Source organism: Streptomyces sp. Mut1 (genome assembly GCF_030719295.1).
Taxonomy (GTDB): Bacteria; Actinomycetota; Actinomycetes; order Streptomycetales; family Streptomycetaceae; genus Streptomyces; species Streptomyces castrisilvae.
Window position 1 is genome coordinate 1,334,843 of record NZ_CP120997.1, and the last position, 24,640, is coordinate 1,359,482.

At 72.5% G+C, this 24,640-nt stretch carries 24 protein-coding genes and 1 pseudogene; 10 read left to right on the plus strand and 15 right to left on the minus strand.

Translation table 11 applies throughout. From position 1 onward, the window contains the following. Positions 1-30 precede the first annotated feature (30 nt). Genes P8A18_RS05510 through P8A18_RS05520 form a run of 3 tightly spaced genes read left to right on the plus strand, consistent with a single transcriptional unit; the run spans position 31 to position 1,296 of the window. Positions 31-549, plus strand: a complete 519-nt coding sequence (locus P8A18_RS05510; protein ID WP_306052247.1) for an NUDIX domain-containing protein — start codon at positions 31-33, stop codon at positions 547-549. 43 nt (positions 550-592) lie between these two features. Continuing rightward, positions 593-988, plus strand: a complete 396-nt coding sequence (locus P8A18_RS05515; RefSeq protein ID WP_306052249.1) for a YidH family protein — start codon at positions 593-595, stop codon at positions 986-988. Continuing rightward, a complete protein-coding gene (locus P8A18_RS05520) occupies positions 985-1,296 on the plus strand; it encodes a DUF202 domain-containing protein (protein ID WP_306052250.1) in 312 nt (103 codons plus the stop codon). Before P8A18_RS05515 ends, P8A18_RS05520 begins: the two co-directional genes overlap by 4 nt. Before the next feature lie 194 nt (positions 1,297-1,490). Here the strand turns inward: P8A18_RS05520 and P8A18_RS05525 are convergent, their stop codons facing one another. Continuing rightward, positions 1,491-2,435: an NADP-dependent oxidoreductase gene (locus P8A18_RS05525; protein ID WP_306052252.1), complete on the minus strand. Its 945-nt coding sequence runs from the start codon at positions 2,433-2,435 to the stop codon at positions 1,491-1,493. A 49-nt stretch (positions 2,436-2,484) separates the two neighbouring features. Further along, complete coding sequence (locus P8A18_RS05530; RefSeq protein ID WP_306052253.1) at positions 2,485-3,789, minus strand: glucarate dehydratase family protein; 1,305 nt, start codon at positions 3,787-3,789, stop codon at positions 2,485-2,487. A 154-nt stretch (positions 3,790-3,943) separates the two neighbouring features. Here P8A18_RS05530 and P8A18_RS05535 point away from each other — a divergent pair, with 154 nt between their 5' ends. Together P8A18_RS05535 and P8A18_RS05540 are read left to right on the plus strand one after the other, a co-directional pair. Continuing rightward, positions 3,944-4,966: a phosphotransferase family protein gene (locus P8A18_RS05535; RefSeq protein ID WP_306052255.1), complete on the plus strand. Its 1,023-nt coding sequence runs from the start codon at positions 3,944-3,946 to the stop codon at positions 4,964-4,966. 8 nt (positions 4,967-4,974) lie between these two features. Next, the gene (locus P8A18_RS05540; protein ID WP_306052257.1) at positions 4,975-6,189 is read left to right on the plus strand and encodes an acyl-CoA dehydrogenase family protein; all 1,215 of its coding nucleotides are present in this window, start codon (positions 4,975-4,977) and stop codon (positions 6,187-6,189) included. Positions 6,190-6,283: 94 nt separating this feature from the next. Here the strand turns inward: P8A18_RS05540 and P8A18_RS05545 are convergent, their stop codons facing one another. After that, positions 6,284-6,448 (minus strand): hypothetical protein, encoded by a 165-nt coding sequence (locus P8A18_RS05545; RefSeq protein WP_306052259.1) that lies wholly within the window; start codon positions 6,446-6,448, stop codon positions 6,284-6,286. 74 nt (positions 6,449-6,522) lie between these two features. On the opposite strand from P8A18_RS05545, the gene P8A18_RS05550 reads away from it, so the two are divergent. Then, a complete protein-coding gene (locus P8A18_RS05550) occupies positions 6,523-7,410 on the plus strand; it encodes a LysR family transcriptional regulator (protein ID WP_306052261.1) in 888 nt (295 codons plus the stop codon). On the opposite strand, the gene P8A18_RS05555 is transcribed toward P8A18_RS05550, so the two are convergent. The 3 genes and pseudogenes from P8A18_RS05555 to P8A18_RS05565 all read right to left on the minus strand — a co-directional run bounded on the left by P8A18_RS05555 (position 7,400) and on the right by P8A18_RS05565 (position 10,454). Further along, complete coding sequence (locus tag P8A18_RS05555; RefSeq protein WP_306052263.1) at positions 7,400-7,993, minus strand: TetR/AcrR family transcriptional regulator; 594 nt, start codon at positions 7,991-7,993, stop codon at positions 7,400-7,402. The two genes, P8A18_RS05550 and P8A18_RS05555, sit on opposite strands and share 11 nt — an antisense overlap. A 51-nt stretch (positions 7,994-8,044) precedes the next feature. Next, positions 8,045-9,693: pseudogene (locus P8A18_RS05560) on the minus strand (AMP-binding protein). Beyond that, complete coding sequence (locus P8A18_RS05565) at positions 9,690-10,454, minus strand: SDR family oxidoreductase (RefSeq protein WP_306052264.1); 765 nt, start codon at positions 10,452-10,454, stop codon at positions 9,690-9,692. The pseudogene P8A18_RS05560 and the gene P8A18_RS05565 overlap by 4 nt, the downstream one beginning before the upstream one ends. Before the next feature lie 188 nt (positions 10,455-10,642). Between P8A18_RS05565 and P8A18_RS05570 the strand changes: the two genes are divergently transcribed. Next, a complete protein-coding gene (locus tag P8A18_RS05570; RefSeq protein WP_306052266.1) occupies positions 10,643-11,932 on the plus strand; it encodes an exo-beta-N-acetylmuramidase NamZ family protein in 1,290 nt (429 codons plus the stop codon). An 82-nt stretch (positions 11,933-12,014) separates the two neighbouring features. Here P8A18_RS05570 and P8A18_RS05575 read toward each other — a convergent pair whose 3' ends face one another. After that, entirely contained in the window at positions 12,015-14,849 is a 2,835-nt protein-coding gene (locus P8A18_RS05575; RefSeq protein WP_306052268.1) for a penicillin acylase family protein, read from the minus strand. Positions 14,850-15,078: 229 nt separating this feature from the next. On the opposite strand from P8A18_RS05575, the gene P8A18_RS05580 reads away from it, so the two are divergent. Next, positions 15,079-15,690 carry a hypothetical protein gene (locus tag P8A18_RS05580; RefSeq protein WP_018556077.1) on the plus strand — a complete coding sequence of 204 codons (612 nt, stop codon included), beginning with the start codon at positions 15,079-15,081 and terminating at the stop codon, positions 15,688-15,690. A 16-nt stretch (positions 15,691-15,706) separates the two neighbouring features. Here the strand turns inward: P8A18_RS05580 and soxR are convergent, their stop codons facing one another. Then, a complete protein-coding gene (gene soxR, locus P8A18_RS05585) occupies positions 15,707-16,207 on the minus strand; it encodes a redox-sensitive transcriptional activator SoxR (RefSeq protein ID WP_306052270.1) in 501 nt (166 codons plus the stop codon). A gap of 130 nt (positions 16,208-16,337) precedes the next feature. On the opposite strand from soxR, the gene P8A18_RS05590 reads away from it, so the two are divergent. Further along, the gene (locus P8A18_RS05590; protein ID WP_306052272.1) at positions 16,338-16,799 is read left to right on the plus strand and encodes a MaoC family dehydratase; all 462 of its coding nucleotides are present in this window, start codon (positions 16,338-16,340) and stop codon (positions 16,797-16,799) included. A 70-nt stretch (positions 16,800-16,869) separates the two neighbouring features. Here the strand turns inward: P8A18_RS05590 and P8A18_RS05595 are convergent, their stop codons facing one another. The 3 genes from P8A18_RS05595 to P8A18_RS05605 all read right to left on the minus strand — a co-directional run bounded on the left by P8A18_RS05595 (position 16,870) and on the right by P8A18_RS05605 (position 19,091). Further along, positions 16,870-17,493, minus strand: coding sequence for a TetR/AcrR family transcriptional regulator (locus P8A18_RS05595; protein ID WP_018556074.1), 624 nt, complete (start codon positions 17,491-17,493; stop codon positions 16,870-16,872). A gap of 96 nt (positions 17,494-17,589) precedes the next feature. Further along, a complete protein-coding gene (locus P8A18_RS05600) occupies positions 17,590-17,880 on the minus strand; it encodes a YiaA/YiaB family inner membrane protein (RefSeq protein ID WP_037711450.1) in 291 nt (96 codons plus the stop codon). Between the two features lie 59 nt (positions 17,881-17,939). Beyond that, positions 17,940-19,091: an acyl-CoA dehydrogenase family protein gene (locus P8A18_RS05605; RefSeq protein ID WP_306052275.1), complete on the minus strand. Its 1,152-nt coding sequence runs from the start codon at positions 19,089-19,091 to the stop codon at positions 17,940-17,942. 64 nt (positions 19,092-19,155) lie between these two features. Here P8A18_RS05605 and P8A18_RS05610 point away from each other — a divergent pair, with 64 nt between their 5' ends. Continuing rightward, on the plus strand, positions 19,156-19,824 hold the full coding sequence (locus P8A18_RS05610) for a TetR/AcrR family transcriptional regulator (protein ID WP_306052277.1): 669 nt from the start codon (positions 19,156-19,158) through the stop codon (positions 19,822-19,824). On the opposite strand, the gene P8A18_RS05615 is transcribed toward P8A18_RS05610, so the two are convergent. From P8A18_RS05615 to P8A18_RS05630, 4 genes are all read right to left on the minus strand, one after another. Continuing rightward, positions 19,821-20,900: a Zn-dependent alcohol dehydrogenase gene (locus P8A18_RS05615; protein WP_306052279.1), complete on the minus strand. Its 1,080-nt coding sequence runs from the start codon at positions 20,898-20,900 to the stop codon at positions 19,821-19,823. The genes P8A18_RS05610 and P8A18_RS05615 overlap by 4 nt on opposite strands. Positions 20,901-20,947: 47 nt before the next feature. Further along, the gene (locus tag P8A18_RS05620) at positions 20,948-22,342 is read right to left on the minus strand and encodes an aldehyde dehydrogenase family protein (protein ID WP_306052281.1); all 1,395 of its coding nucleotides are present in this window, start codon (positions 22,340-22,342) and stop codon (positions 20,948-20,950) included. A gap of 137 nt (positions 22,343-22,479) precedes the next feature. Further along, positions 22,480-23,841, minus strand: a complete 1,362-nt coding sequence (locus P8A18_RS05625) for an ABC transporter ATP-binding protein (RefSeq protein WP_306052283.1) — start codon at positions 23,839-23,841, stop codon at positions 22,480-22,482. 138 nt (positions 23,842-23,979) lie between these two features. After that, complete coding sequence (locus tag P8A18_RS05630) at positions 23,980-24,600, minus strand: TetR/AcrR family transcriptional regulator (RefSeq protein ID WP_018556067.1); 621 nt, start codon at positions 24,598-24,600, stop codon at positions 23,980-23,982. Positions 24,601-24,640 lie beyond the last annotated feature (40 nt).

The following is a 24,640-nucleotide window of genomic DNA, read 5'->3' on the forward strand; positions in this document are numbered from 1 at the left end:
GCGCCGGGGGTCTGCGGTTGGATGGCGGGCATGACACCTTCTGACGAGATCCTGGACATCGTCGACGAGAACGACGTGGTCGTGGGGCAGGCCCCGCGCGGCGAGGCGACGGCCCGGGGGCTGCGCCACCGGTGCGTCTTCATCGAGGCCCGGGACGCCGAAGGCCGGATCTTCGTGCACCGCAGGACCGCCACCAAGCTGGTCTTCCCCTCCCACTACGACATGTTCGTCGGCGGGGTGGTCGGCGCCGGGGAGAGCTACGACGAGGCGGCACTGCGGGAGGCCGAGGAGGAGCTGGGTGTCTCGGGACTGCCCCGCCCGGAGCCGCTGTTCAAGTTCCTCTACGAGGGCGGCCGGCACACCTGGTGGTCGTCCGTCTACCGGGTCCGGTGCGAGCTGCCGGTGCGGCCGCAGGTCGAGGAGGTCGCCTGGCACACCTTCCTGGACGACGGGGAGCTGGAGCGGCGGCTCGACGACTGGCTGTGGGTACCGGACGGCCTCGACTGCTACCGGCGGCTGCGGGCGTTCCGGGACCGGGAGGTGTCCTGAACAGTTCGGGAGTGTGCGAGAAGTTGGCGGATAGGGTCCACTCGTGAACGAATTCGTACAGAGTCTGCGGCTGTGGTTCGCACCGCAGCGCATCCGCGACGAGGGCGACACTCCCGACTACCGCTTCTCGCTCGCCAACGAGCGGACCTTCCTCGCCTGGATACGGACGGCTCTGGCGCTGATCGGCGGGGGCTTCGCGGTCGACCAGTTCCTGCCGGGGCTGTCCTGGGGGGTGCGCGCCGGCCTGGCGCTGGCCCTGCTGGCGGCCGGGGTGCTGTGTGCGCTGCGGGCCGTCAACCACTGGGTGCGGTGCGAGCGGGCGATGCGGCGCGGCGAGGATCTGCCGGTCTCCCGGTTCCCGACGCTGCTGAGCCTCGCGGTCGCGGTGGTGGCGGTGGCGATGGTGGTGGTGGTCCTCTTCGGCTGGGAGAGCCGGTGACCGCCGGGGAGCGCGACCCGGGTCTCCAGCCGGAGCGGACCCGGCTGGCGTGGCGGCGTACGACGCTGTCCTGCACGGTGGCGGCGCTGCTGGCCGGCAAGCAGGCGCTGCACGGCGGAGCGACGGGCGCCGGGATTCTCGCCCTGGCGCTGAGCGTGCTGGCCTGGCTGGGGTTCCTGTGGGTCGCCAACCGCCGGGTGCAGGCCATGAGCGGCGCCCGGCCGCGCCCGCTGGAGGCCGCGGGCGCGGTGACGGCCGCCGCCTGCACGATCGCGCTGGCGGTGTTCGCGGCGGCCACGCTGTTCTGACGGGCGGCCGTAGGGCCTGTCTTCAAACTGCCGTCGTCGCCCGAAGGGCGGCCGGGCGGCGTCAGGTGTGTGCTCTCGGTGTGCCGGCCCCAGGCCCCTGTACTGGACGTACCGGGGGCTGGGGCCGGTGCGGCGAGAGTGCGTGCATGGCGTCGCCCGGCAGACGGCAGTTTGAAGACAGGTCCTGGGGGCGGTCAGCCCTCCGGCGCGTCCCAGTCCACGGTGACGACGATCTTTCCGCGGGTGCGTCCCTCGGCGTTGAGCCGGTGGGCCTCGGCCGTCTCGGCCAGCGGGAAGACCCGGTCGACGTGGACCGAGACGATGCCCTGTTCGGCCAGCTCCGCCAGGTGTGCCAGGTCCTGGGCGTCGGGCCGGACGAACGCGTACCGGCCGCCGTAGGAGAACACCTCGGTGTCCACGATGGAGGCCAGCCGCCCGTCGGGGGCGAGCGTCTCGGCGGACGCGCGCAGGGCCTCGCCGCCCACGGTGTCGAACGCGGCGTCGATCCCGTCGGGCGCCAGGGCCCGCAGCCGGTCCGCGAGCCCGTCGCCGTACTCCACGGGCTGCGCGCCGAGGGTGCGCAGGTGCTCGTGGTTGCGTTCACTGGCGGTCCCGATGACCCGGCAGCCGGCGTGCCGGGCGAGCTGTACGGCGAGCGAGCCGACGCCGCCGGCCGCCGCGTGGACGAGGACGGTGTCGCCCTCGCGGACGCGCAGGGTGCGGTGGAGCACCTGGTAGGCGGTGAGACCGGCCAGGGGCAGGCCGGCCGCCTCCTCGAAGCTGAGGCTGAGCGGTTTGCGGGCGAGGGTGCGCACGGGTGCCGCGACGTATTCGGCGAAGGTCCCCCGGCTCAGGAAGTCCTCCCGCACATAGCCGATGACCTCGTCACCGACCGCGAACTCGTCCACGGCGACCCCGGGCTGCACGACGACCCCGGAGACGTCCCAGCCGGGGATCACCGGAAAGACGGTGTCGAGGAGGCCGTCCAGGTTGCCTTCCCTGGCCTGCCGGTCGACCGGGTTGACCGCGGCGGCCCGCACCTTCACCAGGACGGTGTCGGGGCCGACCTTGGGGTCGGGCCGCTCGCCGTACTCCAGGACGCCGGCATCGCCGAAGCTGCTGTAGCTGATCGCCTTCATGGTTCGACCCTCAAGGCGGGCCGGGGCGTCCGCAACTCAGCCGGGGCCGTCACCAGCGCGGGATCGGTGGCGTGGCCCACCCCGGTTCGGCCTTGCGCATCGCGGCGGCGTCGTCGCGCTCGCGCATCGTGCCGTCGTCGTCGAGCCAGCGGCGGTGCAGGGCGGCCAGCCGGTCCCGGTCGAGTTCGACGCCGAGACCGGGGGCGTCGCGGACGGTGAGGTGGCCGTCCTCGAAGACATGGCGGGTGGTGATGACGTCCTCGCTCTGCCAGGGGTAGTGGCTGTCGCAGGCGTAGTCGAGGTTGGGGACGGTGGCCGCGACGTGCGTCATGGCGGCGAGGCTGATCCCGAGGTGGGTGTTGGAGTGCATCGAGAGCCCGACGCCGAAGGTGCGGCAGATCCCGGCCAGCTCACGGGTACGGTGCAGCCCGCCCCAGTAGTGGTGGTCGGAGAGGACGACCTGTACGGCGTCCCGCGCGAACGCCTCCGGGATCTCGGCGAGGGTCGTGACGCACATGTTCGTGGCCAGCGGCACGTCGGTGCCCGCCGCGACGGCGGCCATCGGCCCGGTGCCGCTCGCCGGGTCCTCCAGGTATTCCAGTACGTCCTTCAGCTGCTCGGCGACGTACAGCGAGGTCTCCACGGACCAGGCGCCGTTGGGGTCCAGGCGCAGCGGCCGGCCGGGGAACGCCTCGGCGAGCGCGCGGACGGCCGCGATCTCCTGGTCGGGCGGGAAGACGCCGCCCTTGAGCTTGAAGGAGGAGAAGCCGTACGCGCGGGCGAAGCGCCGGGCCTGGGCGACGACTCCGGCCGGGTCGAGGGCCGCGCCCCAGTCGTCGCGCTCGCCGCCGTCCGGGTGGGCGGCCCAGCGGTAGAAGAGGTAGGCGCTGTACTCGACGCGGTCGCGGACCTTGCCGCCGAGCAGCGCGTGCACCGGAAGGCCGAGGGTCTTGCCGAGCGCGTCCAGGCAGGCCACCTCGAAGCCGGAGACCACCGAGAGGCGAAGCTTGTCGGAGGTCTGGACGCCGCGCAGCCCGCCCGCGTCCACCCGCGCGCCGGCGGCCCGCTCCCCCGCCGCCCGTGAATCTCCGCACACCTCGTCGGCCAGGGCGAACAGCCCGTTCACATCGCTGACCGGCCGTCCGCGCAGGGCCGCGGCGAGGGGCGGCGCGAGCGCGAGGTAGGCGCTGTCGCCGTAGGTCTCCCCGACGCCGGTCACCCCGCCCCGGGTGACGACCTCCACGACCAGCCTGGGGGTGTACGGCTGATGGACGCCCTGGGTGTTGAGCAGGGGCGGGTCGGCTATCAGGATCGGGGTGAGCCGGACTTCGTCGATCAGCAGCGTCGTATCCATACGTGAACTCTATTCAGGGACGCGATCGAGCACCAGAGGCGCGGCAGCCGCGGCGACCGGAGTTCGCGTATCCGGTTACGGGAGTTCACTGGACGACATACCGACTGGTCGGCATCATAAGACCGACCGTTCGCCCAGTCCGGAGGTACGCACGATGAGCCACGTCCACCCGCCAGGTCTCGACCTCGACCGGTTGCGCGGGCACCTCGACCGCGAGCGTCCGGGGCTGGTGAACGGGCCGCTCGACGCCCGGATCGTGGAGGGCGGCCGGTCGAACCTGACGTACGTCGTCACCGACGGCACCGGCCGCTGGGTCGTCCGCCGGCCGCCGCTGGGGCATGTGCTGGCCACCGCGCACGACATGAAGCGCGAGCACCGGGTGATCAGCGCCCTGCACCCGACGGCCGTCCCGGTCCCGGAGCCGGTGCTGCTGTGCGAGGACGAGAGCGTCATCGGCTCGCCGTTCTACGTCATGGAGTACGTCGAGGGCACCCCGTACCGCACGGCGGAGCAGCTGGCCCCGCTCGGTCCCGAGCGCACCCGGGCCGCGGTGCTCGCCCTGGTCGACACCCTGGTGGAACTGCACGCCGTGGACCCGCACTCCGTGGGACTCGGCGACTTCGGGCGCCCCGACGGCTTCCTCGACCGGCAGCTGCGCCGCTGGGGCAAGCAGCTGGACGCCTCGCGCAACCGCGAGCTGCCCGGCATCGACGCGCTGCACGCGGCGCTCGGCCGGGAGCTGCCCGTATCCCCCGCGCCCACCGTGGTGCACGGCGACTACCGCCTGGACAACGCCCTGATCGGCGCCGACGACGCGATCAAGGCCGTCCTGGACTGGGAGATGTCGACGCTCGGCGACCCGCTGACCGACCTCGGCCTGCTGGTGATGTACAGCTCCGACCTGGGCCTGCCCGAGTCGCCCGTCTCCACCACCAGCGGCGCGGCCGGCCACCCCTCCCCCGCCGAGCTGATCGAGCGCTACGCCGCCCGGTCCGGCCGCGACACCTCCGCCATCTCCTGGTACACGGCGTTCGCCTGGTTCAAGCTCGCCGTGATCCTGGAGGGCATCCACTACCGCTACACCCTGGGCCAGACCGTCGGCAGCGGCTTCGACCGCATCGGCGACCTCGTCCCCGTCTTCATCGAGCACGGCCTCACCACCCTCCAGGAAGGCTGACCCACCCCATGGACTTCGCATTCGACGCCCGGACCGAGGAGCTGCGCGCCCGGCTGCTCGCCTTCATGGACGAGCACGTCTACCCGGCCGAGGCGGTCGCTGACGAGCAGCGCGCCGAGCTGGCATCGCCGTGGCAGACCCCGCAGGTGGTGGAGGACCTGAAGGCGGAGGCCCGCAGGCAGGGCCTGTGGAACCTCTTCCTGCCGGGCACCGGGCACGGCGCCGGGCTCACCAACCTCCAGTACGCCCCGCTGGCGGAGATCCTGGGCCGCTCCCCGCGCCTGGCGCCGACCGCGACGAACTGCGGCGCGCCGGACACCGGGAACATGGAGGTGCTGGCCGAGTTCGGCACGGACGAGCAGAAGAAGCGGTGGCTGGAACCGCTGCTGGCCGGCGAGATCCGCTCCGCGTTCGCGATGACGGAGCCGGAGGTCGCCTCATCGGACGCGACCAACATCGAGACCCGGATCACCCGCGACGGCGGTGACTACGTCATCAACGGGCGCAAGTGGTACATCTCCGGGGCGATGAACCCGGACTGCGCGATCTTCATCGTGATGGGCAAGACCGACCCGGACGGCGCGGACATCCGCCGCCAGCAGTCGCAGATCCTCGTCCCCCGCGACACCCCGGGCCTCACGGTGAAGCGCGCCATGCAGGTGTACGGCTACGAGGACCACTGGCACGGCGGCCACGCGGAGGTCGTCTTCGACCAGGTGCGGGTGCCGGCGTCGAACCTGATCGGCGAGGAGGGCGGCGGCTTCGCCATCGCCCAGGCCCGGCTGGGCCCCGGCCGCATCCACCACTGCATGCGGCTCATCGGCATGGCGGAGCGCGCGATCGAGCTGATGTGCCGGCGCGCGGTCTCCCGTACCGCCTTCGGCAAGCCGCTCGCCCAGCAGGGCGTCGTGCAGAACTGGATCGCGGACGCCCGGGTCACCGTCGAACAACTGCGGCTGCTGGTGCTGAAGACCGCCTGGCTGATGGACACGGTCGGCAACCGGGGCGCGCACACCGAGATCCAGTCCATCAAGATCGCCACCCCGCGCGCCGTCGTCGCCATCCTCGACCAGGCGGTGCAGCTGCACGGCGCGGGCGGGGTCGGCCAGGACTTCCCGCTGGCCGAGCTGTGGGCGTCGGCCCGGACGCTGCGCCTGGCGGACGGCCCGGACGAGGTGCACCAGCGGTCGCTGGCCCGGCGGGAGATCAAGCAGTACCTGTAGGGGCCGGGCCGGAAGGCGGAAGGCGGGGAGGCCCCGGCGGAGGCGGGCCTCCCACCCGAAGGCGCGGGCCGGCCGGTCCTGCCCAGCCGTGTCGTCAATAGCCGCCCGACGGTACGTGATCGGCGAGGGCCAGGTCACGGGCGAAGGCCCGGACCCTGAGCAGCGAGCGGGCGAGGGTGCGGACGGGGCGGGGGCGGTGGGGGCCGTAGGCCGCGGTCCACAGGACGGGGATGCGGGTGGAGCTCTGGATGTGCGCCATGAATCCAGCTTCACCCCGGTCGCGGACCCGGTCCAACAGATGGATTCGCTGGTGGCCATCGATAACGTAGATGCATGGAGATACGCCAGCTCCGCCACTTCATGGCGGTGATCACGCACGGCAGCTTCACCGCGGCCGCCCGCGCCGAGCTGATCGTGCAGTCCGCGCTGAGCACGTCCGTCCGCAATCTCGAACGGGAACTGGGCGCCGATCTGTTCGAGCGCACCGGCCGCCGGGTGGTGCTGACGGAGGCGGGGCGGGCGCTGATCCCGTCGGCGCGGACGGTGCTGGCGGGTACGGACGCCGCGCGCGACGCGGTGGCCGCGGTGTCGGGGCTGGCCTCCGGGCGGGTACGGATCGGCACGATCCAGACGCTGACCTGCGTGGACCTGGCCGCCGAGCTGGCGGCGTTCCACCGCGTGTGGCCCGGGGTGCAGATCTCGCTGCGGGAGGCGACGACGCCGGAGCTGGTGGCGGGGGTGCGCGCCGGTGAGCTGGACCTCGCCTATCTGGCGCCGGACGACGCCGCGCTGCCCGAGGACATCACGGCGTTCGCCTCCTGGCGGGAGGACCTGGTGCTGATCACCGCCCCCGGACACCGGCTGGCGACGGCCGGGCGGGCCCTGATCCGGGATCTCGCCGATGAGCCGTTCGTGGACTTCCGGGCGGGCACGGGCCTGGAGACGGCGGTGCGGCGGCTGGCCGCGCACTGCGGTCTGGAGCGCCGGATCACCTGTGACGTCACCCAGATCCGGCTGCTCGTGGACCTCGTGCGGGCGGGCATCGGCGTCGCGATCGTGCCGCGCCGGATCGGTGAGGACGCCGGGCTGCCGTGCGTGGCCGTCCGGCAGCCGGAACCGGGCCGGACGGTGCTGCTGGTGGGCCGGGCGCCCCGGCCGCGCAACCCGGCGGCAGAGGCGCTGCTCGGGCGGCTGACCGCGGAGGGCGTCGCTACGGCCTGAGCGCGCGGAGCAGCAGGTCGGCCAGGTGGTCGGCGACCTCCTGCGGGGTGAGGGGGCCGTCCGGGCGGTACCAGGTCGACAGGTGGTGGACCGATCCGAAGTGGTAGTCGACGATCAGGTCCGCCGGGGTGGCCGTGGAGAACACACCGCCGCGCTGGCCCTCCTCGACCAGGGCGCGGAAGCGCTCGTGGTAGCGGCGCCGCTCGCCCCGTACCTGCTTGTTCTTCTCGGGGCTCAGGTGGTGCATGGAGCGGAAGAAGATCGACGCGTCGTCCAGGTTCTCGATGGTGGTGACGACCACGTCGGCCGCCGCGTCGCGCAGCCGCTGCTCGATGGGCGCCTCGGCGTTCGCGAAGGCGTCCAGGCGCTCCTGCTGGAGGCGCAGCACCCGGGCGTACACCTCCTGGAGCAGGTCCTCCTTGGAGCCGAAGTAGTGGTACAGCGCCCCCTTGGTGACGCCGGCCGCCTCCACGATCTCCTGGACCGATGTGCGGTCGTAGCCCTGCTCGGCGAAGAGCCGGGTGGCGGCGGCCAGCAGCCGCTGGGGGACGGGGGTGCCGCCCCCGTCCGTCTCCTTGGCCATAGCCGCCGCCTTCCTTCCGTTCCGTGGTGGGCCGTGCCCGGTGAGCCGTTTCTAGCGGGGTGAACGCAGTTCCCGCCTGAGGATCTTCCCACTAGCCGTTTTGGGCAGCTCGGCCAGGATCTCGACTTCGCGCGGGTACTTGTACGCGGCGAGCCGTTCCTTGCAGTACGCGCCCAGTTCGGCCGGGCCGGCCGTGGCACCGGGGCGCAGGCTGACGTAGGCGCGGACCGTCTCGCCCCGGTAGGCGTCGGGCACGCCGACGACGGCGGCCTCGCGCACGGCCGGGTGCGTGTAGAGGACGTCCTCGACCTCGCGCGGCCAGACCTTGAACCCGGAGGCGTTGATCATGTCCTTCTTGCGGTCCACGACGTAGAGCCAGCCCTCGCGGTCCATGAAGCCGATGTCCCCGGTGCGCAGCTCCCCGTCGGGGAAGGCGGCGGCGGTGGCCTCGGGCAGCCGCCAGTAGCCGGACACGACCTGCGGGCCGCGCACCGCGATCTCGCCCTGCTCGCCGAAGGGCACCTCCGCGCCGTTCTCGTCGATGATCCGTACGACGGTGTCCGGTCCCGGCACGCCGACCGAGAGGGTGCCGGAGACCGGGTCGACGGGGGCCTCGCGCTCGGGCGGTACGGAGGCGCAGGGGGCGGTGCACTCGGTGAGGCCGTAGCCGTTGCGTATGTACGGGCCGAGGCCCGCCCGGAACTTCTCCACGAGCGCGGGCGGCAGCGGCGCGCCGCCGGAGGAGATGACCCGGAAGGACGCGAAGTGCCCGGGTGTGACGCCGGGGGTGGCGGCGAGCGCCATGAAGGCGGTCGAGGGACCGACGGTGTACGCGGGGCGGTGCTCGGCGAAGGCGTCGAGGACGACCCCGGGGTGGAAGCGGTAGGCCAGGACGAGGGTGCCGGCGTTGGTGAGGCAGGCGGCGAGCTGGCAGACCATGCCGGTGATGTGGAAGAGCGGGGCGAGGGCGAAGTAGGCGGCGCCCCCGGGGACGGGGTGGCCGGTTCGCTGGCGTTCGGCGTTGACCATGATGTTGCCGTGGGAGTTCATGGCGCCCTTGGGGGTGCCGCTGGTCCCGGAGGTGTAGCTGATCAGTGCCACGTCGGCGGCGGTGAGGCCGCGTCCGGCGGGGGCGGGGATGCCCCGGCGGGCGACGGCGACCAGATCGTCGGCGTCCGGGGCCGCGGGCAGCCGCTCGAAGTCGAGGACCCGCGCGTCGTTCTCCGTCTGGAGGTCCAGCTCGCACGCGGTGAGGGCGGTCCGGACGCCCGGCGCGGCGGCGGCCGTGTCCCGCAGATACGCCTCCCAGGCGCGGTCCGAGCAGATGAGCGCGGCGACCTCGGCGTCCTTGAGGACGTGGCCGACCTCGGCGGACTTGTACATCGGGTTGAGCGGCACGACGGTCGCCCCGGCCTTCCAGGCGCCGAGCAGGGCGAGGACGAACTGCGGGGAGTTCTGGAGCATGATCGCGACCCGGTCGCCGCGCCCGAGTCCCCGGGCTGCGAGATGGCCGGCCACGGAGTCGGACAGCTCATCCGTCTCGCGGTAGCTGAGGCGGCCGTCGAAGTAGGCGAGCGCCGGGTGGTCCGGGGTGCGTGCCACCGAGCGTGCACCAGGGTCTCGGCGGGGTGGACGGGGGCCCGCTGGGCCTCGCTGAGCAGCGAAAGCCAGGGCTTCGCCGCGTAGATCGACTCGCTCATGCGCCGGTCTCCTCCCAGGTGCGCTGAAGGTGGTTCATGCCGCCGAGCCAGCGGTCGGTGTCCTCGGCGCGGGCCCGGTAGTAGCCGGCGACCTCGGGGTGCGGCAGGACGAGGAAGCGGTCGGCGGCCATGGCGTCGAAGAGGGCGTCGGCGACGTCCTCGGGCTCGATGGCGCTGGGGGCGAGGACGAGTTCCCCGGCCGATCCGGCGGCCGTGAGCATGTCCGTACGCACGCCCTGCGGGCAGATCGCGTGGACCTTGAGGCCGCGGTGGCGGTAGGTGAGGGAGAGCCACTCGGCGAAGGCGACCGCCCCGTGCTTGGTGACGCTGTACGGCGCGGCGCCGATCATCGTCAGCAGTCCGGCGGCGGACGCGGTGGAGACGAACCGGCCGCTGCCGCGCTCCAGCCAGTCGGGGAGCAGGGCGCGGGCCGCCCGGACGTGGGCCATGACGTTGACGTCCCAGGCCGCCGCCCAGACCTCCTCGTCGGCGAGCGGGTCGCCCGGCGAGGCGAGGCCCGCGTTGGCGCAGTAGATGTCGATGGTGCCGTCCAGCGCGTCCCGGGCCGCGTCCACGATCCGCGAGGCGTCCCCGGCGACGGCGACGGCTCCGGTCTCCTCGGCGAGCGCCTCGATCCGGGACCCGTCCAGGTCGTTGACGACGACCCGTGCGCCCTCGGCGGCGAATCTGCGGGCGAGCGCGGCGCCGATGCCGCCTCCGGCCCCGGTGACCACTACGCCCGCGCCCTGCACCGTACTCATCGCTCACGCCTTTCTCAGCCGACGACCGCACCGGCAGACTAACCAGTCGGTATGTCGTCGGGGAAGGGGTGGGCCCCACCTCATGGGTCACTCGGGTCACAGCGGCCCCGTCCGACACGTTCCCCGCGGCCCGTCCGCGCGCTAGCGTGCGTGACCATGACAGACGTCGCGATCATGGAGGTAGCCGAATGAGCCTGTCCAGGCGTGGTTTGCTGGCCGCCGGCGGTGCGGTGGGGGCCCTCGCGGCGACAGCCGCTTCGGCCGCGCCCGCGGCCGCCGGCCCATCGCACGGCAAGGGCCACGGTCACGGGAACGGCAACGGGCGGCCCCGCGTCCGTACCGGATTCGACCGGCTGGCGGCGGACGGTTACGCGCTGCTGAAGGGGCAGCGGGTCGGCGTCGTCACCAATCCGACCGGGATCACATCCGATGTCCGGCACATCGTGGACGTCATGCACCCGGACCGCCGGGTGAACCTGACCGCCGTCTTCGGCCCCGAGCACGGCTTCCGGGGGACCGCGCAGGCGGGCGGCTCGGAGGGGCGGTACGACGACCCCGCGACCGGGCTCCCGGTCTACGACACGTACCTGAAGAACGGCCAGGATCTCGCCGACGTCTTCACCGCGTCCGGTGTGGACACGATCGTCTTCGACATCCAGGACGCCGGCGCCCGCTTCTACACGTACATCTGGACGCTGTACGACTGCATGGAGGCGGCCGCCCTCGCGGGCAAGAAGTTCGTCGTGCTGGACCGGCCGAACCCGGTGACCGGGCGGGCCGCGCTCGGGCCCGTCCTCGACCCGGCGTTCGGGACGTTCGTGGGCCGCCGGGAGATCTCCCAGGCGCACGGCATGACGGTCACCGAACTGGCGCTGCTGTTCAACGGGGAGTTCCTGGCGGACCGCCCGGCGGACCTGGAGATCGTGAAGATGTCGGGGTGGTCGCGCTCCGACTTCTTCGACGACACGGGCCTGCCGTGGGTGCAGCCGAGCCCCAACATGCCGACGCCCGCCACGGCGCTCGTCTACTCGGGCACCTGCCTGTTCGAGGGGACGAACCTCTCCGAGGGGCGCGGCACGACCCAGCCGTTCGAGCTGCTGGGCGCGGAGGGCATCGACCACACCTGGGCGGCCGCCGCGAACGCGCTGGACCTGCCGGGGGTGGGGTTCCGCGAGGCGTACTTCGCGCCGACGTTCTCGAAGTTCGCGGGCGTGACGGTCGGCGGGGTGCAGGTGCACGTCCTGGACCGCGAGGTCTTCGACCCGGTGCGCACGGGGATCGCGCTGCTGATCACGGCGAAGCGGACGTGGAGCGGGTTCGAGTGGCGGTCGGACAACTGGATCGACAAGCTCACCGGCAACACGCGCGTCCGCACGATGATCGACGCGGGGGCCGATGTGGACGAGGTGGTGGGCGCGTGGGCCGCTGACCTCGCGGCGTTCCGGGCCGTGCGCAAGCGGTACTTGCGGTACCGGTGAGGTGTCGCCGGGCGGGCCCGTCGGATACGGGCCCGCCCGGCCCGGCAGCTGTCCTCGATCGCCGGACGGGGCTCAGTGGCCGTCAGCGGTGGGACGGGAATTCCACCACCTGCTGGTAGGTCGGGCGGTTCTGCCAGTGGATGGCCTTCTGGCCGATGCCGCCCAGCGCCCGGTGGATGATCGAGTCCGTGCACCACTGCTCGCCGGCCTTGCAGTTGTCGTCCGCCGGGTAGACCTCGGCGGCCGGCACCGCCGCCGCCTCCTTCAGCGAGGACAGCAGCGCCGTACGGCAGGCGCTCAGGTCGCCGTTGCCGCAGTAGGACTTGGCGAGCGGGCCCTTGACCGGCTGCCCCAGCACCTGGCGCAGGTCCTTGTCGGCGAAGCCCCACCAGCCGTACTGGAAGGCCGAACCGCTGTGCGCCCCGCTGGGTCCGTGGCTGGCGGCCGGGGACTCGTCGGTGGCGAGGTTCGCGGTCAGCGCCCCGTACAGGTCGTCACCGAGCCCCGGCCGGAACTCCGCGTCGATCAGCTTCGGCCACCACGCGTCCATGATCCGTACCGCGTCGGCGTGGGTGTACGTGTGCGAGCCGGGGCTGCTCTCCTTGCGCTGGGCGCCCGACGCCCGCCAGGAGTCCAGCTGCTGGACCACCGCGTTCAGCTCCGGGTCGGTGACCGGCTGGGAGCGGATCACCTTCAGCAGCTCGGGCAGCAGCTGCTCCCCGCGCAGGTCGGTGAGGGCCGCGTCCGCCATCGCCCGGGTGAACGAGGCACGGGTCACGCCGCCCTCGTCGACCAGCTTCGAGACCCGGTCGTCGAGCAGGTCGCCCCGGTGCACCGCGCTGAGCCCGAAGCCCGCGGCGGCGTACCCCTCGGCCTGCTTGTTGTTCCAGGAGATGTAGTAGTCCTGGCCGCTGGAGTGCGGGTGCTCGGCGAACGGGGTGTAGGCGGCGGTGTTGGCCGCCGGGTCGTAGCCCTGCCACTCGTACGCCTGCTCGGCCCTGATGGGCAGCGCCGGGTCGACGCCGGGGGCGCGCACCGGGTTCATGCCGCTGTTGTAGTAGGCGGCGGTGCGGGAGTCGGCGTAGAACCAGTTGAAGGCGTAGTCGATGTTGCTCGCCGCCTGCTGGAAGGAGGCGGCGTCGGTGACGTACGACGGGTCGTTGAGCATCTGGAAGCCGATGATCGAGTCGGCCTCGTGCCGGTAGGTGGTGCGCAGCGAGGTGTACGCGACGGGCTTGCCGTCCACCGTGGCGCGGTGGGTGACGATGCCGTAGCCGGTGCGCCACACCTGCATCCGGTAGGAGCCCTTGGCGGTGGAGTCGGCGACGGTCGGCTTCCAGGAGTTGACGCGCTCCATCTTCTCCATCGCGGTGCAGGTGCCCCGGTAGAGGTAGTGCGTGGAGTCCTTGGTGGGCGTCGAGCCGTCGGGCTCGCACAGGTCGACGGCGTAGGTGTCGGTGATGTCCTGGCCGGCCGAGGTGGCGCTCCAGGCGTAGTCCTGGCCGCGGCCCATCTGGATGTACATGCCGACGCCGGCGAAGGAGACGCCGCGGGCGCTGATGCCGGGGCCCTGGATCTCCTGGAGCATCATCAGCTGCGGGGCGAAGTAGCCGGTCTGCGGCCCGAACACGGCGATGGGATTGCCGCTCGCCGTGCTGTTGCCGGAGACCACCAGGGCGTTGGACATGCCGCGCTTCTGGGCGCCGGAGCCGGGCAGGGAGCCCTCCGGGATGACGCCGTCGTCGAAGACGCCCTGTGCCTTCCTGAGATCGGCGGGGGCCTTGACGGGCGCCTTCACGCCGGTGCCGGCCGAGCCGGTGCGGTCGTAGATCAAGGGTTCGGCGGTGACGGAGCCGGGGTCCGGGAGAGCGGTGCCGACGGCGTTGTCGGGCTTGTTCGCGTACGGGAAGGAGGTGCCGTCGTGGATGGTGAGGACGGCCTCGGGGTCGTTGCGCTGGCGGAACGACTCCCAGACCTCGGTGCCCTCGGCGACGCCGTACTTCTGCTGCGCGGACAGCAGGGACAGCGCCGCCTGCACCTCGCCGCCGCCCCCGCCGCCGAACTGGCCGCCGACGACCGAGGCGATGGAGATCAGGTCGGTCAGCTTGAACGGCTGGATCTCGCCCACGTTGGTGATGGCGTCGATCTTGCCGGTGAGGACGTACTCGCCGGGGAAGTAGCGGCCGTTCTTCGACTTCGTCCGGTAGGCGTTGATGCCGTCCACATACGCCTGGGCGTCCGCCATGGCCTGTTCGCCGCGGGCGCCCTCATGGGTCCTGATGTACTCGACCTGCGCCTCCAGGTCGGCCTCGGTGTACGGGGCCTGCGGCCAGAACTCCTGCTCCAGGCCCTGGTTGGCGAGGGCGCCGCCGGCGAACGAGGTCAGCTCGCCGCGCCCGATGTGCCGGAAGAGGTCCATCAGCCAGAGCCGGTCCTGCCCGGCGGCGTACCCGGCGCCGAACTCGGTGCCGTAGCGGGTGGTGCCCTTGATGTGCGGGACGCCGGACGACTTGTCACGGGTGATGGTGACGTCGTCGCGGGGCGAGGTGACGGACTCGACCTGGTCGCCCGGGACGCCGAAGGAGGCGTCGTTGAAGAATTCCGTCAGCTTCTGGTCGGTGAGGCCGGTGTGCCCGGCGACCAGACCGTTGTAGCGGTCGAGCTGGTCGTCGCTGTGCGCGGGATGGGTACCGAACGCCTTGTTGCCGAGGATCTCGACGAGGGTGGCGTTGCCGTTCTCGCCGGGCGGCAGGATGTCGTCGCACTGGCCCTGGCAGTAGTCGGGGACGGGGTCCGCCTCGGCGGCGCCCGCGTGCGGAGCGGCGGCGAGCAGGGACGTACCGAGGGCGAGAGCGGCGGCGAACGCGGCGGCTCTGGTGGTACCGGTGCGGGCGGTGATACGGGTGCGTGGGGGCATGCGTACTCCTCCGAGAGGCCGATGCGCCGCAGGTTACCGACGGTATGACCGACCGGTAAGGTGAACATCGGTCACCTTTTCCGAATCGCCACATGCCGGCGGGTCCTGTGCCGCCGTCTCACCCATCGGACTCCGCACCCTTGGATGGAGCCGATCCGGGCAGTTGTACGTCCATCCCCTGACGCCGAAGTACGGGCGACGGAGTACGAGCGACGGAGGTGGCGGCTCAATGGCCGGTTTCCGGAGTCTGGCGAGACAGGTCCGCGATCCGCGGAGCGATCTGGCGCTGCGGCGGTACTCGCTGCGCAAGTGCCTGGAGCGCTTCGCCCCTTACGGGCACCGGGCGACCTGGGACCATCTGTGCGCACGGCACGGCATAGCCCCCGAGGACCGGGCACCCGACCCGGTGCGGCTGATGCGGGCACTGGACGAGCTGGAGCGGGCCCGCACGGTCTGGCTCGGTTACGAGGCGGGGTTCGCCGAGCGCCGCAGGCGGGAGAAGCACCGGGGGCTGCGCCGGCCCGGCGCGTTCGACGACTGGCACCGGCGCACCTGGGGCGGCAACGGCGTGGCGCGCTGCGACGATCCGGCGGTGCACCCGTCGGCGCCGCTCGCCGAGGTGCTGGCCCGGCTGATCTCGGCCCTGGAGGCGGAGCCGGGCACCGGCTGCCCGGTGTGCGCCCAGCCCCGGATCACCTGGCGGCACGACCTGGACAGCGAGCCGTGGTCCGGGCCGGTGTGCACGGGGTGCGGGATCGTGGTGCCGCAGCCGGTGCTCACCCCGGCGGCGCTGGCGAGGGCCCGGCGGACCCGGGCCGGCGATCTGGCACCGGCGGCCTGAGAACCGGAGTGGCCCGTCAGCCGCGGGCCGTTCGGCACCCGGCGTCGGCGCGGTCCGCCGGCTTGCGCTCGGGCATCAGGCGCGAGCCGCTTATCCGCTCGCCGCTGACGTCGTCCGGGTTGGACAGGACGCAGGTCTCCAGCGAGAGGCAGCCGCAGCCGATGCAGTCGGTGAGGTGGTCGCGCAGCCGGGCCAGTTGCTGGATGCGCTCGTCCAGCTCGGAGCGCCAGGCGTGGGAGAGCCTCGCCCAGTCCTCGCGGTTCGGGGTGCGCTCCTCGGGCAGCTCGGCCAGCGCCTCGCGGATGGTGGCCAGCGGGATGCCGACCCGCTGGGCGGCGCGGACGAAGGCGACCCGGCGCAGGGCGTCCCTGCTGTAGCGGCGCTGGTTGCCGCTGGTGCGGCGGCTGCTGATCAGGCCCTTGGCCTCGTAGAAGTGCAGGGCCGACACGGCGGCGCCGCTGCGTGCGGAGAGCTGGCCGACCGTGAGTTCATGGAGTGTCTGCGGGATCTGGGGCACCCGGACAAGCCTACGTGGCCCGGCTCCGCCGGTCCGTCGTTGACAGGAACGCACCCGCCCAGCATGCTGAGCAAGCGCTTAGAAAGCGCTGACGCATGGACGGCAGAGCGGGAAGGCAGGGACCAGGGACATGGCTGAGCCGAGGATCTTCACGTCCGCGCAGGAGCTGCGCGACGGGGTGGGCGAGCAGCTGGGGCACAGCGACTGGCTGGAGGTCGACCAGAAGCGGATCGACCTGTTCGCCGACGCCACCGGTGACCACCAGTGGATCCACGTGGACCCGGAGCGTGCCGCGACCGGCCCGTTCGGCACGACCATCGCGCACGGCTACCTGACGCTCTCCCTGCTTCCGGCGCTCGTTCCGCAGGTGATGCGGGTCGACGACGTGAAGATGGGCATCAACTACGGCACCAACAAGGTCCGTTTCCCCTCCCCCGTGCCGGTGGGTTCGCGGCTGCGGGCGACGGCCGTCCTGAAGAGCGTCGAGGAGGCGGGCGGCGGTGTGCAGGTCACCGCCGTCGTGACCGTCGAGCGCGAGGGCGGCGACAAGCCCGCCTGCGTCGCCGAGTCGGTGTCCCGCTACTACTTCTGAGCCGCGCCCCGGTACGTGAACGCCCCCGGCCCGCAGTGGGCCGGGGGCGCGCCGTTCTCCGGGTCCGCGCTCAGCGTCCGGCGGCGACCATCCGCAGGACGAGGCCCGCGTAGAGCTCGCCGACCTCGTCCGGCGTCCGGCTGCCCTGGGCGTTGAACCACCGCGCCACATCGATGCAGAGCGAGAGCACCGCGAGCGTGGTCCCCGGCACGTCCGGGACGTCGAACTCGCCGGATTCGACGCCCTCGCCGATGATCCGGCGCACCACCGCGTCGCTCCTGCGGCGCAGCGCGATGATCTCGGCGCGGTGTTCCTCGCCGAGCGCGTCGAGTTCGTACTGGACCACGCGGGCGGTGGTGTGCCGCTCGGCGTGCCAGCGGACGAAGGAACGGACGGCGGAGGCGAGCCGCTCGGCGGCCGTGCCCCCGCTGTCCGCGGCGGACTCCAGCACGGCCAGGGCCCGGTCGTGGCCTATCCGGCTGATCCGGTGGAGCAGCTCTTCCTTCGTCTTGTAGTGGATGTAGAGCGCGGCGGGGCTCATGCCGGCGCGGCCCGCGATGTCCCGGGTGGTGGTCGCGTGGTACCCGCGCTCGGCGAAGGCGTCGACGGCGGCGACGAGGAGCCGCCGGGCGGCCTCGGGCGTCACCTCGGCCCACGGCGGGTCCTCGGCGTCGGTCTCCTGCGCCGTGCTCATCGTCGCTCGCCCCTCTCAGTCAACAGGACGAACACCATACCGCGATCCTGAGCAAGCGCTTAGGTGCAGCCGCGGGCTGAGATCGCCGAGGCCCCGTCAGAGCTTCTGGAACGGGTCGTGCTCGGCGAGGATCTTCTCCAGGCGGGCCTGGTCGACCCGGCTGACCAGCTGGCCCGCCTCCTGCCGGTCCCTGATGACCTTGGCCAGGGTGAAGGCGGACGTGACGAGGTAGAGGACGCCGATGGCGAGGAAACCGCGCACCCAGGCATCGGCGTCGAGGAAGTAGATTCCGAGGGTCACCGCGCCCATCGCGATCCCGAAGGACGCGACGGCCTGACCGTAGTAGGCGGCGGTGTTCTGCTGTCTGACCGGTGTCGTCTCACTCATGCCGCCCAGCATCCGGCGGCGTGTCCCACGCCACATCCGTGCGGATACTCAGATGGTACTCAGAACGCGGAGACTCCTGTCAGGGCCCGGCCGATGATCAGCTTCTGGATCTGGCTGGTGCCCTCGTAGAGCGTCATCACCCGGGCGTCCCGCAGCAGCTTGCCGACCGGGTACTCGTCGATGTAGCCGTAGCCGCCGAACACCTGGAGGGCGTTGTTGGCGGCGCGGACGGCGGCCTCGGAGGCGAACAGCTTCGCCCGGGACGCGGCGGTGGCGAAGTCCTGGCCCCGGTCGACGAGGTCGGCGACCCGCCAGGTCAGCAGGCGCGCGGCCTCGACGTCCACGGAGATGTCACTGATGAGTTCCTGGACGAGCTGGTAGCCGGCGATGGGCCTGCCGAACTGCTCGCGCTCGCCCGCGTAGCCGACGGCCGCGTCCAGGGCGGCCCGCGCGATGCCGACACAGCCGGCCGCCACCGACATCCGCCCCTTGGCCAGGGCGGACATGGCGATGGAGAAGCCCTTGCCCTCGGGGCCCATGAGGGCGGCGGCGGGGACGCGGACGTCCTCCAGCACCAGTTCCGCGGTGGCCTGGCCGCGCAGGCCGAGCTTGCCGTGGATGGTGCGGCGGGTGAGGCCGGGGGTGTCCGTGGGGACGAGGAACGCGGAGATGCCCTTGTGGCCGGGGGTGTCGTTGGTGCGGGCGAAGAGCAGCACCACGTCGGCCCAGGTGCCGTTGGTGATGAACATCTTGCTGCCGTTGATGACGTAGTCCGCGCCGTCCCGTACGGCCCGGGTCGTCAGACTGCCCGCGTCCGAGCCGGTGCCGGGCTCGGTCAGGCCGAAGCAGCCGATGGCGTCCCCCGAGGTCAGCCGGGGCAGCCACTGCCGCTTCTGCTCCTCGTCGCCCCAGGCCACGAGGGTCTTGGCGACCAGGCCGAGGGAGACCGAGACGATGCCGCGCACCGAGGAGTCGCCCCGGCCCAGCTCCTCGGTCACCAGGCAGTACGCGAGGTGGTCGCCGCCCGAGCCGCCGTACTCCTCGGGGACGGTCAGGCCGAGGAAGCCGAGGGCGCCGAGCTTCTTCACGATCGACTTGTCGACGTTCTCGGACCGGTCCCACTCGACGGCGTACGGGGCGACGTCGCGGGCGACGAAGTCCTCGGCGAGCCGGCGGACGGCCTCCTGCTCCTCGCTGAGCTCCAGATTCATCGGCCGCACCCTCTTCGAAATTAGCACTGCTAGTTTTAGGTTCGCAGGGCCTACTATGTGCCGCATGGCCCGCCCGCGCAAGCCCCTCCTGAGCAGAGAACGCATCGTCGAGAAGGCGAGCGCCCTCGTGGACGCCGAGGGCCTGAACGCCGTGTCGACGCGCCGCCTCGCGGCCGAACTGGGGGTCAGCGGGCCGTCCCTGTACAACCACTTCCGCAACAAGGACGAGATCCTGGACGCGGTCGCCGACGCCGTCTCCGCGCAGGTCGATCTGTCGATGTTCGAGGAGTCCGATCCGCGTGACTGGCGGGCCGCCCTGCACGACTGGGCACTCTCCTACCGTGCGGCGCTCGCCGCGCACCCGCACATCGTCCCGGTGCTCGCCCGGGGCCCGGGGCGCAGGCCGGCCGGGCTGCGGGTGGCGGACGCCGTGTTCGGCGCGATGGTGCGCGCGGGGTGGCCGCCGGCCCAGGCCACGTACATCGGCGCCCTGATGCGCTACTTCATCACCGGCTCGGCGCTCGGCTCGTTCGCCCGGGGCTTCGTGGACGACGAGACGGCGTACGACCCCGCCGACTACCCGCACCTGGGCCAGGCGCACCTGCTGGCCGAACGGCGCCAGCAGGTGGACGAGGGGGCCTTCGAGACCGGGCTGCGGGCCCTGGTGGACGGGCTCGTGCTCCAGTACGAGCAGCTGGAGCCCGCCCCCGCAAGGCGTGCGACGAGCGGCTAGAACACCACCAGCGCCCGGCCGCCCCTGCCCGCGATCATGTTGTCGAAGGCGGCCGGGATGCCGTCCAGGGCGATCCGTTCGGTGACCATCATCGAGAGGTCGAAGCGGCCCGCCCGGATGTGGCCGGCCAGCACCGGCAGGTCGCGGGCCGGGTCGCTGTTGCCGTAGACGCAGCCGGTCAGGGTCCGGCCCCAGTGGAAGATCTCCAGGGCGTTGAACGTCACCTGCTGGTCCTTGCCGCCGATGCCGACGACCGTGGTGCGGCCGCCCCGGCGGGTGGCCTCCCAGGCGCCGCGGATGGTGGCGGCGCGGCCCACGCACTCGACGGCCACGTCCGCGCCCTGGCCGCCGGTCAGCTTACGGACCTCCCGGGGTGTGGTGTCGGAGGCGGTGACGTAGTCGGTGGCGCCCGCCCGGCGGGCCAGCTCCTCCTTCTCCGGGGACACGTCCACCGCGATGATCTTCGAGGCGCCGGCGATCCGGGCGGCCTGGAGGACGGCGAGGCCGACGCCGCCGATACCGAACACGACGACGGACTCGCCCGCCCGGACCCGGGCGCTGTGGTGGACGGCGCCGTAGCCGGTGAGCACCGCGCAGCCGAGCAGCGCCGCGTCGCTGAGCGGGATGCCGTCCGGGGCGGGCAGCACGCAGTTGGCGGCGACGACGGTCTCCTCGGCGAAGGCGGCGACGTTCAGCCCCGGGTGCAGTTCGGTGCCGTCCGCGGTGCGGGCGTGGATGTTCGCCGCCCCGGCCAGGGCGCCGGCGCAGAGCCAGACCTCACCGATCCCGCAGTGGTGGCAGCTCCCGCAGGAGGGCGCCCAGTTGAGGACGACGCCGTCGCCGGGGGCGACATGGGTGACGCCCTCGCCGGCCGAGACGACGGTGCCGGCGCCCTCGTGGCCGAGGACGGCCGGGACGGGCACCCGCATCGTGCCGTTGGACAGGGAGAGGTCGGAGTGGCAGACCCCGGCGGCGGCGAGGCGGACGCGCACCTGGCCGGGGCCGGGCTCCGGCAGGGTGATGTCGGTGATCTCCAGCGGAGCTCCGACGGCGGGCAGTACGGCGGCGCGGACCACGGACTGGCTCCTTGCTGATCGATGGGCGGTACGGAGGCCGGATAAGGTCAGAACTGGAGGGACTTGGTCTGGAGGTACTCGGCCAGACCGTGCGCGCCGAGTTCGCGGCCGACGCCGGACTGCTTGTAGCCGCCGAAGGGGGCGAGCGGGTTGAAGCGGCCGCCGTTGATGTCGACCTGGCCGGTGTCCATCCGGCGGGCGAAGGCGACGGCCTCGGCGTCGTCGGCGGCCCAGACGGCGCCCGCGAGCCCGTACACCGTGTCGTTGGCGATGCGCAGCGCGTCCGCCTCGTCCTCGTACTTCAGGATCGAGACGACGGGGCCGAAGATCTCCTCACGGGCGATGGTCATCTCCGGGGTGACGTCGGCGAACACCGTGGGGCTGACGTAGTAGCCGGTGGGCAGGGGCGCCTCGGGGCCGCCGGCGACGACGCGGGCGCCCTCCTCGATGCCCCTCTCGATGTAACCGCGCACCCGGGCCCGCTGCCTGGCGTTGACGAGCGGACCGACCCGCTCGCCCGGCACGTACTTGGCGACGGCCTCGGCGGCGAGCGCCACGGCCTCCTCGTACCGGTCGGCGTCGACCAGCATCCGGGTCCAGGCGCTGCACGTCTGGCCGGAGTTGGACATGACGTTGGCGACGCCGACGCTGACCGCCTTGGCGAGGTCGGCGCCGGGCAGGATGACGTTGGCGGACTTGCCGCCCAGTTCCAGCGCGACGCGCTTGACCGCGCCGCCCGCGAGGGCGCCGATCCGCCGGCCGACCGCGGTGGAGCCGGTGAAGGAGACCAGGTCGACGTCCTCGTGCTCGGCGAGCGCCTGTCCGGCGACCGGGCCGAGACCGGTGACCAGGTTGAAGACGCCCGCGGGCAGCCCGGCCTCCTCGACTGCCTCGGCGAAGAGCTGTGCGGTGAGCGGGGTGTCCTCGGCGGGCTTGAGGACGACCGTGCAGCCGGCGGCCAGCGCGGGGGCGACCTTCGCGACGATCTGGTGCAGCGGGTAGTTCCACGGGGTGATCGCGCCGACGACGCCGACGGGCTCCAGGAAGACCGTGGAGTTGCCGTGCCGCTCCTCGAAGGCGTACGAGGCGGCGAGTTCGGCGTAGGAACCGGCGACCATGACCGGCAGTCCGGCGTGCACCGTCTGCGACAGCTTGAGCGGCGCGCCCAGTTCGGCGGTGACCGTCTCGGCGATCTCGTCCGCGCGGGCGGCCAGCACATCGCGCAGCGCCCCGATGCGGGCGGCGCGCCCGGCGGGCGGGGTGGCGGCCCAGCCGGGGAAGGCGGCGCGTGCGGCCCGTACCGCGGCGTCGACGTCCTCGGCGGTACCGGCCGGGACATGGGCGATGACCTGCTCGTCCGCCGGATTCACGACCGCGATCGTGTCCGTTCCCGCGGCGGGCCGCCATGCGCCGCCGATGTACATACCGTCGTGGGCCTTCATCGCTGTTCCTCCCGGGCACGGTGACGGACGGGATCGTCCGACCCCAAACTAGCGCTGTTAGTTTTCAGACGCCAGAGACCCCCGTCACGCGCCCCGCCCGCCCGCCCGCCGCGCGGCGGGCGGGCGTTCCGGCCCCGCTACACCTCCAGGCCGGGTACGTCCTTCGGCAGCGGGCAGATCCGGCGGCCCTGGTGATCGAAGACGTACAGGTGAGCGAGGTCGACCAGGAGCGGTACCTGTCCCCCGGTGCGCAGCCGCATGTCGGGGCCGGTGCGGACGACGAGGTCGCTGGCGGTGACGGCGGGGCGGTCCGGGCTGTGCGCGCCCGGCGGCAGCGTGTCGCTGTCCGGGGCGTCCAGGACGGCGACGGAGCCCCCGGAGACGTAACCGGCGGCGCGCTCCTTGATCCGTCCCAGCACACCGGCACCGCCCTGGCCGCCGCGGCGCCTGCGCACGGCCCCCCGGTCGGTGCGGGCCGATTCCAGCTCCGGCACGACGGCGGGCTGCGAGCCGGTGTTGAGGTGGACCAGCGCCTCGTGGCCCTGGTACTCGACGTGCTCGACGATGCCGCTGAGCGCGACCTCGCCGGGGCGGGCCTGGCTGGGCGGGGCGATCCGGACCGCCTCCGAGCGCAGCCCGACGATGATCCGGCGGCCCTGCTGGATGCGCAGCAGCTGGTGGTCCGGGCTGAGCGGCTCGGGCAGCGGGAGGCGCTGGCGGCCGATGTCGATCGACATCCGGCCTTCCAGGGGCGCGTGCACGACGGCCTGGAGCAGATTGATCCTCGGGGTCCCGATGAACGCGGCGACGAACACGTTCTCCGGCAGGGCGTACACCTCGCGCGGCGGGCTGACCTGCTGGAGGATCCCGCCGCGCATCACGGCGACCCGGTGGCCGAGCGACATGGCCTCGGCCTGGTCGTGGGTCACGTAGACGGTGGTGACGCCGAGTTCCTTGGTGAGCTGGGAGATCTCGGCGCGCAGGTGGTTGCGGAGCTTCGCGTCGAGGTTGGAGAGCGGCTCGTCCATCAGGAACGCCGAAGGTTGGCGTGAAATCGCCCTTCCCATCGCCACCCGTTGGCGCTCACCACCGGAGAGCTGGCCGGGCAGCCGGTCCAGGATGCGCTCGATGCCGAGCATCCTGGCGGTGTTCTCGATGCGCTCGTTGTGGTCCTGGCGCGGGTTCTCCAGCTTCAGCGGGAAGCCGATGTTGGCCCGGTTGGTCATGGTCGGGTAGAGCGCGAAGTTCTGGAAGACCATGGCCATCTCGCGTTCGCGAGGGGTGAGGTGGTTGGCCGGTTCGCCGTCGAGCAGGACCTCGCCCTCGGTGACGTCCTCCAGGCCGGCGATCATGCGGAGCACGGTCGACTTGCCGCACCCCGAGGGGCCCAGCAGGACGACGAACTCGCCCGGGTCGATGGAGAGCGAGAGACGGTCGACGGCGCGCGAGGACCGTCCGTAGGTCTTGCTGACGTTGTTCAGAGTGATGGCGCGAGTCATGTGTTCCGCCCGTGAAGGATGGTGGTGGAGCGGTGGGGAGCGGCAGCAGTGGCCTGAAATTAACCCACTACGCCCCGTGAGGGAATGACTCGCGCAAAGGTTGGGCGGTCCCTCGGGGTGTTCACGGCCCCGGCGCGCTCAGTCCAGCAGACGCGCGAGGTAGGCCTGGACCAGCACCCGGGTCTCGGCGACGATCGCGCCGTCGCCGGACGGGTCGGTGCGGAAGGCGAGTTTGAGCAGGGCGTCGGTGGCCTCCACGCAGACCAGGACGGCCCGCAGCAGGTCCTCGTCGGCCGGTCGGCCGAGGTGGCCCGTGAGGAGTTCGGCGAGCCGGCCCGCGACCCGCTGGTTGGCGTCGTCGGCCGGGTCCTCGTCGGGTGCGGGGGCGCCGAAGTCGACCAGGGCGAAGCCGGGGACGGAGCGCTTCATCGCCAGGTACTCGTCCAGCACGGCGTCGATCGCACCGCGCCAGTCGGTGGCCCCGATGGCGGTCAGCCGGTCGGTGATGCGCTCGGCGTAGCTGTCCAGGTTGCGCCGGGCGAGCGCGTCGGCCAGGGCGCGCTTGTTGGAGAAGAAGCGGTAGACCGAGCCGATGGGCACCCCGGCGCGTGCGGCCACCGCCCGCGTGGAGAGCTGCTCGTAGCCGGTCTCGTCGAGGAGTTCGGCGCAGGCGTCGAGTATCCGGGCGAGGCGTTCTGCGCTGCGCTGCTGCACCGGGGTGCGGCGGAGGTTCGTGTTCGCATGGGGCACGCCTTCCATGATGCCGTGGGCCTCCTGCGCGGGCGGCGGGGGTGGCGGA